Raw genomic sequence first — 17110 nt, forward strand, 5'->3', positions numbered from 1 at the left:
GTCACGCAGGCGCAAGGCCAGCAAAGCGCCAGGGCAGGATATCCCCGGCATGAAAGGGCACCAGATTGCCCGCATCGGGCGTGGCGATGATTGCGGGAACCGTCACCGGCACGCGTTCCAGCACGATCCGTTCATCGCTGAGCGGAAGCCCATAGAAGCGCGGTCCATGCTCGGCGGCGAAAGCCTCCAGCCGATCGATTGCGCCCTCCTCCTCAAAGGTCGCAGCATAGCTTTCAATTGCGAAGGGGGCGTTGAACAAACCGGCGCAGCCACAGGCCGATTCCTTGCGGCCAACCTCATGCGGCGCCGAATCCGTGCCCAGGAAAAACTTCGGCGAGCCCGAAATCGCCGCCCGGCGCAGGGCGAGCCGGTGCCGCTCGCGCTTGGCGACAGGCAGGCAATAAAAATGCGGCCGGATGCCGCCTTCGAACATCGCGTTGCGGTTTATCCGCAAATGATGCGGCGTAATCGTCGCTGCAACCAGCGGGCCACTCGCCTCAACAAAGGCCACCGCATCAGCGGTGGTGATATGTTCAAATACTGTCTTCAATCCCGGAAAATCGGCGCTGATCCGGGAGAAAATGCGATCGATAAACACCGCTTCCCGGTCGAAAATGTCCACCGAAGGATCGGTCACTTCGCCGTGCAGCAACAGCGGCATGCCGATTTTCTGCATCCGCTCCAGCACCGCGCTGATCGCGCTGACATCGGAGACGCCATGTTCAGCGTTGGTGGTGGCATGCGCGGGATAAAGTTTGGCAGCCGCAAAAACACCCTCGGTAAAGCCGCGCTCAACCTCATCGGGATCGCTATGATCGGTGAGATAGCAGGTCATCAATGGCGTGAAGCCAAGGCCAGGATCGACCGCCGCCATGATCCGCGCCCGATAGGCCGATGCGGCTGCCCGGTCCGTCACGGGCGGCACGAGATTGGGCATCACAATCGCCCGTGCAAACTGCCGGGCGGTAAAATTTGCAACGCCAGCCAGCATTGCCTCATCGCGCAGATGAACGTGCCAGTCATCTGGCCGACGAAGGATAAGTCGATCGGGCGAAAGCGGATCAGCAGCCATCACCGCCATTTACCCGACCGTCGCGCAAAGTCCATTGCCGCCCGCACGACGCAACGGCGGGATCCCGCAAGGGCAAACCCCTTGCGGGATCAACCGATCAGAAACTTGCCAAAACCGAGAACACGACCTGTGGGCCGGCAATCGGGCCGCCATCCTTGGTCGAGCTGAAATTCGGCAACAGATACGCCGATTCCGCCGACGTGATGTCCGTGTCGACATAGGCAACACCGAGCACCAAGGGTCCTACCACTGCGTCAACGCCGAGCAGCCAATCGACATATTTCCCGGTCGGTGCAACGCTGGTGCCGTTCGGGCCAAGCCCTGGGTTACCGTCCGAATAGCCAACATGCGCCTTTGCGGTGATTGGCGTTCTCGGGATGCCAACGCTGGCATCACCCCAGACGTAAATATTATCGTCGGACTGGCCACGGCTGAACGGCGTGTTCGAGAAATTGCCGAGCGCCCGCTGCTTGGGCGCATAAGCAAAGCCACCGAGCACCGACACTGGCCCCACCGTGCCGCTGAGCTTGACATAAGGCTCGGCAAAGTCGGTGTTGCTTGCGCCGCCTGGGTACACATACCAGGTCAAACCGACATCGAGCGTCGCGCCGCCGATGGGCCGTTTGTAGCCAGCAAAAAGGTCGAGCTCGCTGTTTGAACCGCCAAAAGCGCCCCAACCAGCAAGGTTGGATGCCCAGGTCCCGGCATAGAGGCCGCTTTCATGCGTGACGGTGAAGCCGCCCTGCACGGCAAGCTCTTCGTCGGACTGGGAAACGCCGCGAAAACGATAATCTGAGACCAGCGCAATCGAGCCCGTTACGGTCAGTGCCTTGGGCGCTTCGGTTTCCTGGGCAGCAGCAGGCTGCGCGATGATCAACATCGCTGCGGCGACAGTGCTAGCGGTGGTGAAAACTGATAACTTCATGGGATCTCCTGTTGCCAGATTGAGGTCCCGCCTGCGCCTGCCTCGTCGCCACTCTCGCCGTAGAAGGCGGGAGAAGCATCGGAACAACCTAGAAACCCTGACGCAGATATATGGCTCAATAATGACTTGTTTATAACAAATTGTGGTTCTATCGACTATGTCAGCATTGTGTTGCAGTGCAGCATCGCTTTACTTCCGCAAGCGGTGCCCGAACCCCTCGCTGCCGCGGCACCGGCCAAGAAAATGCCGGATGCCCAGCCAACGGGGCACCCGGCTTAATGGCTGCAATCGATCGGGCGATCACATTCAGGCAACCCAAACCTTGTCGAGTGCCATGCAGAAATTCTTCATGTCGGTCATCGATCCCACGGTAATCCGCGATACGGTCGGCCAGATTGGCCAGGACCGACCAATTTCCACGCTTTGCGTGCGGAAGGCCGCCTGCACTTCCTTGGCGGCTTTGGTCTTCCAGTCGATCATCACCATATTGGCATTGGTGGGCACCACCGACAGGCCGCGCGCCTTCAGGTGATCAATCGTCATACCCCGCGCTTGCTCCATTTCGGCCTTGCGCGCCGCGATCAGCGTCTTGGCCGTCAGGCTGGCCGTCGCGCAGGCAAGCGAGGGCAGCGGCAACGCGCCCGATTGCATGCCGCCATCATAACGCATCATCTTGGCGATATTGGCGGGGTTGGTCATGATGAAGCCCATCCGCATGCCGGCCATCCCGAAGATTTTCGAAAAGGTCCGCAGGACGATCACATCCTTGTGCGTCACGACAAAGGATGACGCGACCGGCACCCCGGCGAAATGGGTATAGGCCTCATCCACCAGGACCATCGATCCTTCGGGCTTGTTCTTGATCAGCCATTCAATGTCGGCAATCGGTGTGATGGTGCCCGTCGGGTTGTTGGGCGTGCAGATATAATAAAGGCCGGCATTGGGATCAACCGCCAGCATCGCCTTCACGTCATGGCGGAAATCCGGGGTCAGCGGCACCCGCTTGACCGGCGCGCCAATCCATTCGGCGGTGCGGCCAGCGAGTTCAAAGGTCGGATCCGCCGTCACTAGGCCTTTGGTCGGCGAACAATAGCTGATCACCGCGCGCGACAAGGGATCGCTTGATCCAGGCCAGGGGGCGACATGATCATAGGGCACGCCTTCAATCGCCATCACCGCCTTGATGAAATCGCCGCGTTCGTCATGCGGCGAATAACGGTTGCTATGCGCAATCATTTTGCTGGCGGCGATCTGGCCCGGCATCAGCGGCCCGGTCCAGCATTCATTGGCACCGATGCGGGTCTTGGCGCTGGGAGCAGGATCCGGCACACCGGCGGCGGCCCAGGCCGGGCGCCCCGTCGTCGCCGCCACCGCGCCCACGCCAAACACAGCCGCGAAACGAGCAAGGTCGCGCCGATTAAAGCCGCGCGTCAACAAATCATCCTGCGCTTCGGGCGGCAGGATCAAGGCGGTCGGCTCGGTCATCACATCGGTCATCTTGATCACTCCCTTTAGCTGTTGGCCTTATCGCTCATCGCTCATCGACGCCGGCGATACCCGGCGCGCTTTTTGGTCAGTCACATCGTCACTCATCACATTTTCATTGCATTGCGGAACATCACAATCGCAATGAAAACAAGGTAGAGCCCGAAAATCCGCCGCAGCGGGGTTGCGGGCAAGCTATGCGCTGCCGCAACGCCAAGCGGTGCGGTCAGGATCGACATTGATGTGATCGCCGCCGCCGCCGGCACGTTGACAAAGCCAAGCGATCCCCAGGGCAGCCCGGCCTCACCAAGTCCGATCAGCACAAAGCCAATGGCACTGGGAATGGCGATCAGCGCGCCAATGCCCGACGCCGTCGCAATCGCCCGGTGGATCGACCGGCCACACAGCGTCATCACCATGATCGCAATCGTGCCGCCGCCGATGCCCAGCAGGGCGGAAAAGGTCCCAAGGCCGCCCGCAATCGCAACGCGCGGGGCGATACCTGGCATATCATCACCAAATTTATGGTCGGCCAGGTGCGGGATTAAAAACAGCAGCGACATCAACCCAACGCCAATCGCGAAGATCATCGTCAGAATATGGCCATCAATCCGCCCCGCCAGCAGCACGCCAACGGCATCGCCAATGATCAGCCAGGGTGCCCAGCTCCACAGAATTGGAAACTCCACCGCACCGCGCCGGGCATGCGAGCGCAGCGATCGAATGGAGGTGATGATGATCGTAGCGGCAGAGGTGCCGATGGCGACATGCGCAAGCTGCGCGTTATCGCCGCCAAACAGGGGCAATACCACCAGCAGCGCTGGGACGACGATGAAACCGCCGCCAATCCCGAACAGGCCCGCCGCAAAACCGGCGACCAGCCCAGCCACGATCAGCGCTGCAAACGGCACGCCCGCATTAAGCAGTAAATCAACCAAACGAGACCCCTTTGAAAATCCGGGTCTCTCCCGCGCAATAGCAGTATCACGCGACATCACATCGCGCCCCTGCCCGCCGCAAGATTGGCCATGCCCTTTTGGAATTGCAATCGCTAATGTCCAAGGCACCCTGCTCGCGTCGCAATCGGCCGGGCGGCCAGGATCGCAGCGCAGATGAACGGCCAAGTGCTGCCGGGATGGAACTGGCCCAGACGTGGCTAGCCACGTTCCAACAATTTCCCAAACGCTGTCAGCATTTCGTCAGGCCAGGGGCGCAGCAGGATAAATCTACCGCGTACCGGCAAGCAGTTTTCTGCGCTGATTGGCGCCCCTGCCGCTGGCGATGATTACGGGCTACAAGGGAACAGTCGAAAGGACGGACACCGACAATGCGCCTGTTGCTGGTTGAAGATAATGCCCGTCTGGCAAGCCTCATCCGCGAGGGGCTCGACCGACAGGGCTTTGCAGTCGACTGGTGCGAAACCGTCGGTGGTGCGGAACACGCCCTGAAGATCAACGACTATGATTTGATGCTGCTCGATCTCGGCCTGCCCGATTGCGAAGGGCTTGATCTGGTGCGCGGGCTTAGGCGGCGGCACGATATGGTGCCGATCCTGATCCTGACCGCGCGTGGCGGGCTCGATGATCGGGTGCTGGGGCTCGATGCCGGCGCGGACGATTATCTGGTCAAGCCGTTCCAGATTCCCGAGCTTGCCGCCCGCTGCCGGGCGCTGCTGCGCCGACCAGGGGCTTCGTTGGGCACCGAACTCAGTGTGGGCAATGTCCTGCTGCATTCAGCCGAACGCAGCGTGAAAGTGGCGGGGCTGCCGGTCGAGGCCACCCCGCGCGAGGTCGATCTGCTCGAATGCCTGTTGCGGCGCGCAGGGCATGTCGTCGCCAAGCCAGCGCTGGAAGGTGCGCTCTATTCGATGGATGCGGAGGTGACGCCAAACGCGCTGGAGGCGTGCATCTCGCGGTTACGCAAACGGCTGACCGGGGCCAATGCAGACATCCAGATTCGCACCGTCCATGGTGTCGGCTATGCGCTGTTCGCACCGATGACCGTTTATGGCTAAAGCGGGCCATGGACAGGGCCGGTAACAGTCGCAAAGGACCGTCGGGGCCAACGCTGTTTCGGCAGATCGCCACCCGGCTGGCCGCCTTCACCTTGCTGTTCGCGCTGCTCGATATCGGGATCGTCGTCGTCACCTATAGCCGCCAGCCGGAATCGCTGGCGCAGGAATTGCTGACGCTGGAGGCGCACCGCGCGGAAAACTCGGCCGACCTGACGATCGGGCCACCGGGGGCCGAGCATTGGTCTGCCCGCTATATCGATCCAGCCACGATCGCCGGGCAATCACGCCCCGGTGTGCTGATGGACTGGACCCGGCGCGAGCGCATCGCTGGGGGATTTCGCATTTCGGGGGTGCGAACCATCGATCAAGACGGGCGGTCGCGCTGGCTGTTCATGCAGTTCGAAGGCGATGGCATCGCCCCTTATGTGCCGGTGATCTTCAACGAAATCGTCCAGCATGTGTTGCTGCCGCTGATCCCCTTGTCGCTGCTCCTGCTGCTGTTCAATATCGTTGCCGTCCGGCGCGTGCTGCAACCGCTCAGGCGGGCTGAGGCTGAGGTCGATGCGCTCGATGCCGACAATGTCTTGCGACGCTTGTCCGAAGCGCCCGAGCCGCGCGAGGTCAATACGTTGGTCCGCGCGGTCAACCGCGCGCTAACCCGGCTCGACGAGACGATGGCGATCCTGCGCGGTTTCACCGCCAATGCCGCGCACGAACTGCGCACGCCGCTGTCGATCATGCAGCTGTCGCTCGACAAATTGCCGCCCAGCACGCTTCGCGATGATCTGCAGGCCGACACCCAGCATATGGCGCGGCTGGTGGGGCAGATGCTCGATCTTGCCCAGGCCGATGCGCTCGCGGTCGAGCCCGATGTCCTCGTCGATCTCGCCGATATCGGGCGCGAGGTAGTGGCAGCGATGGCCCCCAAGGTGTTCGCAGCAGAGCGCGACCTGCGCTTCGAGAGCGTCGGCGACACCCGTGCGCTCGGCCATGCCGAGGCGATCTATCGTATCTATCGCAACCTGATCGACAATGCGTTGGCGCATGCGCCGGGCGACACGCCGATTGAGGTGACCGCCGGCCCGGGGCCACAGCTCAGCGTGCGTGACCATGGCCCCGGCATCGCTGACGAAGACCGGCCGCACATCTTCGAACGCTTCTGGCGCAAGGACCGGCGCAAAACCGATGGCGCCGGGCTGGGGCTCGGTATCGTCCAGCGGCTGGCGCAGGCCCATGGCGGCGCCATCACAGTCGACAATGCATCCGGTGGCGGTGCGCTGTTCCGCGTGACCTTCGCCGCACCCGACGAGGATCGATAGCCGCCGCTGTCAGGTTTGTGTCAGCAATTGGGTCGAAGCATTCGCCTCCACGGAGGTGACCATGCCCGATCTTTCGATTTCCCCGCTGCCCATCACCGCTCCCACCACTGCCGCTACTGTTCGGGTCTGGGATGTCCCGGTCCGCGTCTTTCACTGGGTGCTGGTCGGGACCATTTTGCTGGCGTTTCTGTCGTCGGAGGAAGGCAGCGCGCTTGCCCCCTGGCATATTCCGGCCGGCTGGGTCGCGGCGCTGCTGATCGCCTTTCGCCTGGTATGGGGCTTTGTCGGCGGCGAGCATGCGCGCTTTGCTGATTTCCTGAAGCCGGGCGAGATTGCCCATCATGTCGGCGGGTTGTTTTCGGGCAAACCCGAACGGACGATTGGCCATAATGCGCTGGGCGGGGTGGCGATCATCGCGCTGCTCGGCACGGTCGGCGGCATCATCTATACCGGCGCGACGATGCAGGGCGAAGCCGAAGGCGGCCTGCACGAGACATTGGCGAATGTGTTGATCGGCCTGATCGCGCTGCACGTGATTGCGGTGATCGCAATGTCGCTGATGACCAAGGATAACCTGATCCGCGCCTTCATCACGGGTCGCAAGCGCGCAGACCTCCACCCCGGCATTTCTGATGCGCGGTCGCCCACGCCGCTCGGGCTTCCCATCGCGACGGTTGCGATTGGTGCCGCTGCCTATGGCATCACGCTGGTCGATCCGGTCGCGTTCTCGCCCGGCGCGCATGCCGAAGCGGGCGAGAATGGCGGTGGTGAAGCGGGCGAAGGCGCGGGCGACAATGACTAGGCGTCTGCTCCAGCCCGAGCGCAGACGAGAATGACTGCGCTCGCGCTCGCCGGTTATATCTGCGCTGCGCTTGCGGTGCAGGTAATTGCGGCGATCATCTTCGCAGCATCCCGTCCCCGGCCGCCATCGGTGCAGGCCATACCGACCCGCGCCGTGCCCAACGCCGCCTGGGCTGGCCTGCGCGCGTTTCGGGTGCGATCGCGCGATGATGAGGACGACGCGATCAGCCAAAGCTCCTTCTATCTGGAGCCAGTCGATGGCAAGCCGCTCCCGCCGTACCAGGGCGGCCAGTTCCTGACGCTTCACCTCGAACTGCCCGACGCGCGCGGCATAATTGGCACCTTCACGCGCTGCTATTCGCTGTCCGATCGCCCCGACAAACTGGCCTATCGCATCACCATCAAGCGTATCCCCGCGCCCGCTGATCACCCTGATCTGCCGCCGGGCCGCGTCTCCAGCTATTTCCACGACCATGTGGCCGCAGGCACGATCCTTCAGCTGCGCGCGCCTGCAGGGGCCTTTGTCCTCGACGACGACGCCAGCATTCCCGCTGTGCTGATCGCGGGCGGCATCGGCATCACCCCGCTGTTCGCGATGGCGCGCGCAGCGCTTGCTGCAAAGGCCGACCGCGCGATCCACCTGTTCTACGGCGTTCGCGATAGCCGGGAACTGGTGTTCGAGGCCGATCTGCTGGCGATGGTCGAGCGGCACCCCAATTTCCACCTGACCATCGTCCAGAGCGCGCCCTTGCCGCTCGAAGCCAAGGGCGATCGCTACCACGCGATCGGCTACATCGATGTCGCCTTGCTGCGGCGCATCCTGCCGCACGGCGAGCATCATTTCTATGTCTGCGGGCCGCCACCGATGATGGCGAGCTTGGTCCCGGCGCTGCGCGCATGGGGCGTGGCGAGCGATGCGGTGCGCTATGAAGCGTTCGGCCCGGCATCGATTGAATCGGCTGAGGACGTCGCGCCCACCCCCCTCGCCAATCCGTTGGAAATTTGCTTCACGCGATCGGGCCGGACGCTCAGCTGGACCGGCGAGGAGACCAATTTGCTCGATTTTGCCGAACGCAATGGCGTGGCCGTCCTCTCTGGCTGTCGCTCCGGGAGTTGCGGAAGCTGCGACACCGCAGTCACCTCGGGCGAGGTGCGCTACGCCCAGCCGCCATCCTTTGACGTCGCAAAGGGCCATTGCCTCCTTTGCATCGGCGCGCCGGTCGGCGATCTGGTGCTCAACGCATGACCGGCATCCGCGCCAGCCTGATGCAGCGGGACGTGATCCCGTTCTACTTGTCGCTCGCCGCCCTAGCCGGCGGGACACTCGCGCTCGATGCCGGTCTGCATCTGGCCAATGCCGTCTGGATCGGGCGCTATCTGGGCATCCCCGGTGTGCTACTCATCCTCGCCTCGTCGGGCTATTCGATGCGCAAGCGCAAGCTGATCTCATCAGGCAAGCCTGCCGATCTGCTCCACTGGCATGAACGGCTCGCCTGGGCCGGATCGCTGCTGATCCTGGTTCACGCGGGCATTCATTTCAACGCGATCCTCGCCTGGCTGGCGGTGGGGGCAATGCTGATCAACATCGCCAGCGGGCTGACCGGCAAATATCTACTCGGCCGATCGCGCCAGCGGCTTGAGGCGACCCGCACCCGGCTGCGCGCGCGCGGCCTGTCGCCCGAGCAGCTCGAAGAGCGGACCTATTGGGACAGCCTGACCTTCGACATGGTCAAGTCATGGCGCGTCGTCCATCTGCCGATCACGCTGGCGTTCAGCGTGCTGGCGCTGGCGCATATCATCGCGATCTTCCTGTTCTGGGGGTGGCAATGATACGCCGCTGGGCGCTTTGGCTGATCGCCGCCAATCTGTGCGGGCTGATCGCGCTTGCCTTTATCTTTCCGCAACAGATGGTCGCGCCCGGTCCGCTGATCCCGGCGCATGCGGGTTTTGCCAACAATTGCTTCGCCTGCCATGCGCCCTTCAGGGGCGTATCGGTTCAGCGCTGTACCGCTTGCCACACGCTTGCCGAGATCGGCATCCGCACCACGACGGGCAGATTAATGCGCAAAGACGGCGATGCCGTTGCCTTTCACCAATCGCTGACCGAACCCAACTGCCTAGCCTGCCACAGCGACCATAGCGGGCCCAAATTGGTCAAGGCGACAAAGCAACGCTTCGCGCACACGCTGTTGCGGCCCGAGGTGCGCGACCAGTGCGCCACCTGCCACCGCGCACCGAAAACGCCGCTTCATGCGCAGGCGGGCACCAACTACGCGGCCTGCCACGCCCAGACCGGGTGGAAACCCGCTACCTTCGACCATAGCCGCTATTTCGCACTGATCGGTCCGCACAAGACCACCTGCGCGACGTGCCATACAGACGGCAATTTCACCCGCTACACGTGTTACAGCTGTCACGAGCACAGCCCTGCCCGGATCAACGCCATCCACGCCGAGGAAGGTATCCGCGACATCGCCAATTGCGTCCGTTGCCATCGCAGCGGTTCGGGCGAGGGCGGCGAGGGTCGCGAAGGGGGCGAGCGTGGCGGAGACGACTGACCCCGATCGCTGCGGCCTGTCTTCAGCCGAAGCAGCAGCCCGGTTGGCAGCCGATGGGTCCAATGAATTGCCAAAGACCGGGCGACGATCGGTCTGGCGCATTGCGGTCGAGGTGTTGCGCGAGCCGATGCTGGCGCTGCTGCTGGCGGGCGGTACTGCCTATCTGCTGCTCGGTGACTTGACTGAGGCGCTGATCCTGCTGGGGTTTGCGACTTTCTCAGTCGTCGTCACGGTCGTGCAGGAAGCGCGCACCGAACATGTGCTGGAGGCGCTGCGCGATCTGTCCGCGCCGCGCGCTTTGGTAATCCGCGATGGCATTCGGCTGCACGTGCCGGGGCGAGAGGTAGTGAAGGGCGACCTGATCGTCCTGGAACAGGGCGACCGGATTGCCGCCGACGCGCTGCTGATCGAGTCAGGCGACCTCCAGGCCGATGAGTCGCTGCTGACCGGGGAATCGCTACCGGTCGGGAAGCAGGTTGCGGCAGGCGATGCGAACGGCGCGCACCGCCCCGGCGGCGATGGCCAGCCCTATGTCTATTCGGGATCGCTCGTCACGCGCGGCAGCGGCATTGCGCGGGTGCTGGCAACAGGGCCACGCAGCGAAATCGGCCGGATCGGGCAATCGCTGGCAACGCTAGACACCGAAGCGCCGCGCCTGCGCCGCGAGACAACGCGGATCGTAACCTGGTGCGCGGCGGGCGGAACGGCGGTCGCGTTGCTCGTGGTGCTGCTCTACGGGCTGCTCCGCGGTGGCTGGATCGAAGCAGTGCTGGCCGGCATCGCCATCGGCATGTCGATGCTGCCCGAAGAATTTCCGGTCGTGCTGACGGTGTTTCTGGCGATGGGCGCGTGGCGGATCGGCAAGGTCGGCGTGCTCACGCGCCGCGCCGCCGCGATCGAGACTCTGGGCTCGGCGACCGTGCTGTGCACCGACAAGACGGGGACACTGACCGAAAACCGCATGTCGCTCGCCGAACTCTGGCTGCCATCGGGCGAGACTTTGGCGATCGGCGCTGATATCGCCACCCCCGCAGCGTGGCACAGGCTGATCGAAACCGCCGCGCTAGCCAGCGCCGCGCAGCCAAGCGATCCGATGGAGATCGCCTTGCAAGAGGCCCGCACGGCTGTCCCCGCAATTGCCGCCACCGGCGACACGCTGGTGCATGCCTATGCGCTGCGCCCCGACCTATTGGCGATGTCCAACATCTGGCAACAGCGCGACACGCTGACGATGGCCACCAAGGGCGCGCCCGAGGCAATTGCCGACCTTTGCCAGCTCGCCGCGCCCGACCGCACCGCGATGACCGCCGCAGTAGAGGCGATGGCCGGGCGCGGCATCCGGGTACTGGCGGTCGCCACTGCCACCCCGCCCGACAGCACCTGGCGGGAGAGCCAGTTCGATTATGAGTATGTGCTGGCCGGGCTGGTCGGCCTCGCCGATCCGCTGCGCGCCAGCGTTCCCGCCGCCGTTGCCGAATGCCGCAGCGCTGGCATCCGCGTCGTGATGATCACCGGCGATTATGCCGCGACCGCGCGATCGATCGCGACGCAGGCGGGGATTGCCGATGGCGAAGTGCTGACCGGCACGGCACTCGACGCGCTCGATGATGCAGCGTTGGCCGATCGGCTCAAGGCGGTCACCGTCTTCGCGCGCATCATGCCCGAACAAAAATTGCGGATCGTGCAAGCCTATAAGGCGCTCGGCGAGATCGTCGCGATGACCGGCGACGGGGTCAACGACGCGCCGTCACTGAAGGCTGCGCATATCGGCGTGGCAATGGGCAAACGCGGCACTGACGTCGCCCGCGAAGCCGCGGCGATCGTTTTGCTTGACGATGATTTCGGGTCGATCGTCGAGTCGGTCCGGCTCGGGCGGCGGATTTACGACAATATCCGCAAGGCGATGGCGTTCATCTTCGCGGTGCATGTGCCGATTGCGGGGCTGGCGCTGTTGCCCCTGTTCTTCGGCCTGCCGCTGTTGTTCGGGCCGATCCATATCGCGCTGCTTGAAATGGTGATCGATCCCGTTTGCGCGCTGGTGTTTGAAGCGGAACGCGACGAGGATGATATCATGGCACGACCACCGCGCGACCCGAACGAACCGCTCTTCTCGATCGGGATGATCGCGTGGAGCGTGGTGCAGGGGGGATGGCGTTCATTATGCTCTCGACTGTTTTCCTGGTTGAGACCTGGAGCGGGATGGCGGATGCCGAGTTGCGCGCGCTGATTTTCTTCGCGCTGATCGCCGAGCTAATCGCGCTGATCCTGGTGAACCGCTCTTTCGGGGCGTCGCTGGGGGAGGCCGTGTCGCGGCATAACGCGGCATTGCGCTATGTCGTCCTGGCGATTGCCGCCATCACCGCGCTGATCCTTTTCCTGCCTTCTGCGCAGGTCTTGCTCAAATTCGGAGCGATCGCCTGGAGCGATATGGCGTTGGCGCTCGGGCTGGGCGCGGTGCTGCTGGTCGTGCTTGAGGGGGCCAAGCCATTGGTCGGCCGCCTGCTCGCTGTGCGCTCGGGACTCGTCGCGGCCAACGGGATGGGGCACGCATGACCGAACCGGCTGACGCCCGTACCATTCTTGAGCGCAGCTTCATGCCCTTGTTGCTCTTGCTCGTCACCGTCGCCTTTGTCTGGCTGATCGGGCCGTTCATCGGGGCAATCCTGTGGGGCGTGATCACCGCGATCCTGTTCACGCCACTCAACGCGCAGGTGCTGGCGCGGATCCCGCAGCGCCGCAGTCTCGCCGCCATCATCACCCTGGTGATCATCATGGCGGTCGCGATCATCCCGGCGATGCTGCTCGGGGTCGCATTACTCAGCCAGGCGACGGCGATCTATGGCCAGGTCCAGTCGGGCGAGATCGACATCGGGCGCGGCTTCGTCGCAGCGGAGCGCCATTTGCCGCCGTTCGTGCGCGCTTGGCTCGTGGATATGGGTCTGGGCGATTTTGACGCCGTGCGCGACCGGATCGGCCAGGGCATCGCCAGCAGTTTCCAGACGCTGGCACGGCAGGCGTTTACGGTCGGGCAGGGAACGATCGCGTTTTTCCTCTCGCTTGGCGTGATGCTGTACCTGACCTTCTTCCTGCTGCGCGACGGCCAAGCCCTGACCATGATGGTCGAGCGCAGCCTGCCGCTGCCGGTCGATCAGCGACGTTTCCTGGTGGCGCGCTTCGTCGCCGTCGTCCGTGCGACCATCAGGGGCAGCATAATCGTCGCGATCCTGCAGGGGCTGGTCGGCGGGGTCATGTTCTGGACGCTCGGGATCAGCGGCGCCTTGCTCTGGGGTGTGGCGATGGCGATTTTCTCGCTGTTCCCCGCGATCGGTACGGGCCTTATCTGGGTGCCAGTCACCGTCTATCTCCTCGCCACCGGCGATGTCTGGCGCGGCGTCGCGCTGTTTCTGTGCGGCTTTTTCATCATCAGCAGCGTCGATAATGTCGTGCGGCCAATTCTGGTCGGACGCGATGCCCGTATGCCCGATTATGTCGTGCTGATCGCAACGCTCAGCGGTTTCGAGCTGATGGGATTCAACGGCTTCGTGATCGGCCCCGTCATCGCCGCGCTGTTCATGGCGGTTTGGGAAATTCACGCTAATACCCCGGCAAGCAACGCTACCGACAGACCGGCTGATTGACTGAGATTAACGCCTCATTCCCACTCGATCGTGCCGGGCGGCTTGCTGGTATAGTCGTAAGTCACGCGGTTAATGCCCTTGACCTCATTGACGATGCGGGTCGCCACGCGCGGCAGGAATCCGCCGGGATATTCAAACGCCTGTGCGGTCATCCCGTCGGTTGACGTCACCGCACGCAGCGCCAGCACATTGTCATAGGTCCGCCCGTCGCCCATCACGCCCACCGATCGAACGGGGAGCAGCACCGCAAACGCCTGCCAGATCGCATCGTACAACCCGGCATTGCGGATTTCCTCAAGGTAGATCGCATCGGCCTTGCGCAGAATATCGCAGCGTTCCTTGGTCACCTCGCCCGGGATACGGATCGCCAGGCCAGGTCCAGGAAACGGATGCCGCCCGACAAAGATATCGGGCAGGCCAAGCTCGCGCCCGAGCGCGCGGACCTCGTCCTTGAACAATTCGCGTAAAGGCTCGACCAGCTTCATGTTCATGCGTTCGGGCAGACCGCCGACATTATGGTGGCTCTTGATCGTGACCGATGGCCCGCCGGTGAACGACACGCTTTCGATCACATCGGGATAGAGCGTCCCCTGCGCCAGAAACTCCGCGCCGCCGATCTTACGCGCTTCGGCCTCGAACACTTCGATAAAGGTCGCACCGATGAACTTGCGCTTCGCCTCAGGGTCAGTGAGGCCCTTGAGCCCGTTCAGAAACAGTGTTTCCGCGTTCACATGGACCAGCGGAATATTATAATGGTTGCGAAACAAGCCCACGACCTGATCGGCCTCGCCACTGCGCATCAGCCCATGATCGACGAACACGCAGGTGAGCTGTGTCCCGATCGCCTCATGGATCAGCACGGCGGCAACGGCTGAATCGACCCCGCCGGACAGGCCGCAAATCACCCTGCCCGTTCCCACTTGCGCGCGGATCTCGTCGATCTTGGTCTGGCGAAATTCCGCCATCGTCCAGTCGCCCGCCAGCCCGCAAACATGGCGCGCGAAATTGGCGATCAGCTTGCCGCCATCGGGGGTATGGACCACCTCCGGGTGGAACTGCATCGCGTAATATTGGCGGGTATCATCGGCGATGACGGCAAAGGGCGCGCCGGGGCTGGTCGCGACCGTGCGGAAACCGGGGGCAAGGCTGGTGACCTTGTCGCCATGGCTCATCCACACCTGATGCGTCTCGCCCTCTGTCCAAAGCCCGTTGAACAGCCCGCAGCTATCCTGCACCTCGATAAAGGCATGACCAAACTCGCCGCTATCGCCGAGCTGCACCTCGCCGCCGAGCTGCGCCATCATGGTTTGCTGGCCATAACAAATGCCCAACACCGGCACCCCGCTATCGAACACGATCTGCGGCGCGCGCGGACTATCGGCATCCAGCACCGAAGCCGGACTGCCCGACAGAATCACGCCCTTTGGCTGCATCCGCGCAAAGGCGGCGGCGGCGGCGTTAAAGGGAGCGATCTCACTATACACCCCCGCCTCACGCACACGGCGGGCGATGAGCTGGGTCACCTGGCTGCCGAAATCGATGATCAGGATGGAGTCGGGATGCTGGTTCATGGCGTCAGATAACGGCCCAAAACGATGAAGGCCAGTCCGCACGAACGGCACGGAAAATTTCGTTCGTTCACAACAAGCTAGGCTTTGGGGGCACATTGCCGCGAGATTGGAGGCGAAAAATCCGGCCGATATGCGTCCCAATGCGGCAGGCAAAGCGCCAAAAAACGCTTGTCAAACGATAGAGTCACGAAGATGTAACAATCGCTCGGGGGGAATGAATTTTTGGAAGGGCACATGATCAGATCAGCGATCCGATCGTTGGGAATACCCGTCGGCATTCTCCTCGTCACGCTTTGCGCCATTCAGCTGCTGGTCGCTGACATGCTCGGCGCGCTGACGGGTGTGTCAGCGCGCGCCATCTATCTCAGCTTTGCGATCATCGGGTGGATCGCCGGTGCGATCATCATCTGCCGGTTGACCGAAATGCTGTTCTGGAACCAGCTCGGCCGGTCCAGTGGCCGCAAAACACCGCGCTTGTTGATCCAGATTACCAATGTGCTGATCTATTGCACCATGGGACTGGCAATGGCGGCAACGCTGTTCAACATCCCCCTCACCGGCGCGATTGCCACGTCGAGCGTCATCGGTCTGGTGATCGGCTTTGCAGTGAAAAGCCTGATCTCGGACACATTTTCCGGCATCGCGCTCAACCTCGACAGCGGTTTTGGCATCAACGATTTCGTCCAGATCCTCAGCCGTGGCACCACGACCCGCATTCAGGGCCGGGTGACCGAGATTAACTGGCGCAGCACCTATATCCTCACGCCCGAAAATTCGATGATGGTCATCCCCAACACGGTGATGAGTGAATCGATCGTCCTCAATTATTCGAAGCCCGATCGGATGGGCGAATTCGAAATGGTCGTGTCGCTCGATTTCGAAGTGAGCACTGATCGCGCGCTCCGCGTGCTGTCATCGGTGATCCAGGCGGCCGCACGGGAAAATGACGCCATCTGGGACGTGAAAGCGCGGATATCCGAGGCAACCGGCAACGGTATCAATTACAAGATCAAATATATGCTCGATCCGGCCAAGCTGGCACCGGGCAAGGCGAAGCATCTCATCCTCGGGCACTTGCTGCGCCATTTGTCGACCACGGGCCTGGCGCTCGCGCATCCAAAAATCGACAACTGGACCGCCGAGCCGCAGGATTATGGTCGCTTTGCCGAAGTGCCGGGCAGCCGGTTCCGTCTGCTCAATCAGGTCCAGCTCTTTGCGGATATCGATTCCGCAACACTCCACCAGCTGGCGGACCGGATCGCCCGCCGGAATTTTGTCGCAGGCGAGCGGCTGATCACGGCAGGCGACCCTGGCCAGTCGATGTTCGTGATGAGCGAAGGGCTGGTATCGGTCCGAATCCCGCAAGGCGACAGTGAGCTGGATGTCGCCGCATTTTCGCCCGGCGATTTCTTCGGCGAAATGTCTTTGCTCACCGGCGAACCGCGCAGCGCGACCATCGTCGCGGTGACCGACACCATCGCCTATGAAATCGACAAGACCGATATCGAACATCTGCTCGACACCTGCCCGTCGGCCGCCGAAACGTTGAGCATGGCCGCCGCCGAACGTCGCCTTTCGTCGGACAAGGCCCGGTCGAGCAGGCCCCCTGAACAGATCGAAGCAGAGCGCATCTCGATGGCCGGCAAGATCCTGGCGGGGATGACCCGCTTCCTGGCGCGCAAACTGCCCAAACCCGAACTCGCGCAGATTGGTTCAAGATGATTGGC

Annotated in this window: 13 protein-coding genes and 1 pseudogene; 9 read left to right on the forward strand and 5 right to left on the reverse strand. The window is 62.9% G+C overall.

Annotation, left to right across the window (positions count from 1 at the left end; translation table 11 throughout):
* Nucleotide 1 precedes the first annotated feature (1 nt).
* The 4 genes from pyrC to B7Y43_RS14840 all read right to left on the reverse strand — a co-directional run bounded on the left by pyrC (nt 2) and on the right by B7Y43_RS14840 (nt 4420).
* Nucleotides 2–1072, reverse strand: a complete 1071-nt coding sequence (gene pyrC, locus B7Y43_RS14825; RefSeq protein ID WP_374132446.1) for a dihydroorotase — start codon at nt 1070–1072, stop codon at nt 2–4.
* Between the two features lie 97 nt (nt 1073–1169).
* Nucleotides 1170–1997: a TorF family putative porin gene (locus B7Y43_RS14830; RefSeq protein WP_374132447.1), complete on the reverse strand. Its 828-nt coding sequence runs from the start codon at nt 1995–1997 to the stop codon at nt 1170–1172.
* A 306-nt stretch (nt 1998–2303) separates the two neighbouring features.
* Nucleotides 2304–3494, reverse strand: coding sequence for a pyridoxal phosphate-dependent aminotransferase (locus B7Y43_RS14835; protein ID WP_374132448.1), 1191 nt, complete (start codon nt 3492–3494; stop codon nt 2304–2306).
* A gap of 95 nt (nt 3495–3589) precedes the next feature.
* Nucleotides 3590–4420, reverse strand: coding sequence for a sulfite exporter TauE/SafE family protein (locus B7Y43_RS14840; protein ID WP_374132449.1), 831 nt, complete (start codon nt 4418–4420; stop codon nt 3590–3592).
* Nucleotides 4421–4809: 389 nt separating this feature from the next.
* Between B7Y43_RS14840 and B7Y43_RS14845 the strand changes: the two genes are divergently transcribed.
* From B7Y43_RS14845 to B7Y43_RS14880, 8 genes and pseudogenes are all read left to right on the forward strand, one after another.
* Nucleotides 4810–5496: a response regulator transcription factor gene (locus tag B7Y43_RS14845; protein ID WP_374132450.1), complete on the forward strand. Its 687-nt coding sequence runs from the start codon at nt 4810–4812 to the stop codon at nt 5494–5496.
* 8 nt (nt 5497–5504) lie between these two features.
* Nucleotides 5505–6815 carry a sensor histidine kinase KdpD gene (locus tag B7Y43_RS14850; RefSeq protein ID WP_374132451.1) on the forward strand — a complete coding sequence of 437 codons (1311 nt, stop codon included), beginning with the start codon at nt 5505–5507 and terminating at the stop codon, nt 6813–6815.
* A 61-nt stretch (nt 6816–6876) separates the two neighbouring features.
* Entirely contained in the window at nt 6877–7617 is a 741-nt protein-coding gene (locus tag B7Y43_RS14855; RefSeq protein ID WP_374132452.1) for a cytochrome b/b6 domain-containing protein, read from the forward strand.
* A 30-nt stretch (nt 7618–7647) separates the two neighbouring features.
* A complete protein-coding gene (locus tag B7Y43_RS14860) occupies nt 7648–8862 on the forward strand; it encodes a 2Fe-2S iron-sulfur cluster-binding protein (RefSeq protein WP_374132453.1) in 1215 nt (404 codons plus the stop codon).
* Nucleotides 8859–9446 (forward strand): hypothetical protein, encoded by a 588-nt coding sequence (locus B7Y43_RS14865; protein WP_374132454.1) that lies wholly within the window; start codon nt 8859–8861, stop codon nt 9444–9446. Before B7Y43_RS14860 ends, B7Y43_RS14865 begins: the two co-directional genes overlap by 4 nt.
* Nucleotides 9443–10174, forward strand: a complete 732-nt coding sequence (locus tag B7Y43_RS14870) for a cytochrome c3 family protein (RefSeq protein ID WP_374132455.1) — start codon at nt 9443–9445, stop codon at nt 10172–10174. The genes B7Y43_RS14865 and B7Y43_RS14870 overlap by 4 nt, the downstream gene beginning before the upstream one ends.
* Nucleotides 10158–12727: pseudogene (locus B7Y43_RS14875) on the forward strand (cation-translocating P-type ATPase). The gene B7Y43_RS14870 and the pseudogene B7Y43_RS14875 overlap by 17 nt, the downstream one beginning before the upstream one ends.
* Entirely contained in the window at nt 12724–13812 is a 1089-nt protein-coding gene (locus B7Y43_RS14880; RefSeq protein WP_374132456.1) for an AI-2E family transporter, read from the forward strand. The pseudogene B7Y43_RS14875 and the gene B7Y43_RS14880 overlap by 4 nt, the downstream one beginning before the upstream one ends.
* 14 nt (nt 13813–13826) lie before the next feature.
* Here the strand turns inward: B7Y43_RS14880 and guaA are convergent, their stop codons facing one another.
* Nucleotides 13827–15383 carry a glutamine-hydrolyzing GMP synthase gene (guaA, locus tag B7Y43_RS14885; RefSeq protein WP_374132457.1) on the reverse strand — a complete coding sequence of 519 codons (1557 nt, stop codon included), beginning with the start codon at nt 15381–15383 and terminating at the stop codon, nt 13827–13829.
* 234 nt (nt 15384–15617) lie between these two features.
* On the opposite strand from guaA, the gene B7Y43_RS14890 reads away from it, so the two are divergent.
* The gene (locus B7Y43_RS14890) at nt 15618–17105 is read left to right on the forward strand and encodes a mechanosensitive ion channel family protein (RefSeq protein ID WP_374132458.1); all 1488 of its coding nucleotides are present in this window, start codon (nt 15618–15620) and stop codon (nt 17103–17105) included.
* Nucleotides 17106–17110: the final 5 nt, after the last annotated feature.

Source organism: Sphingomonas sp. 28-62-20, from assembly GCF_002281505.1.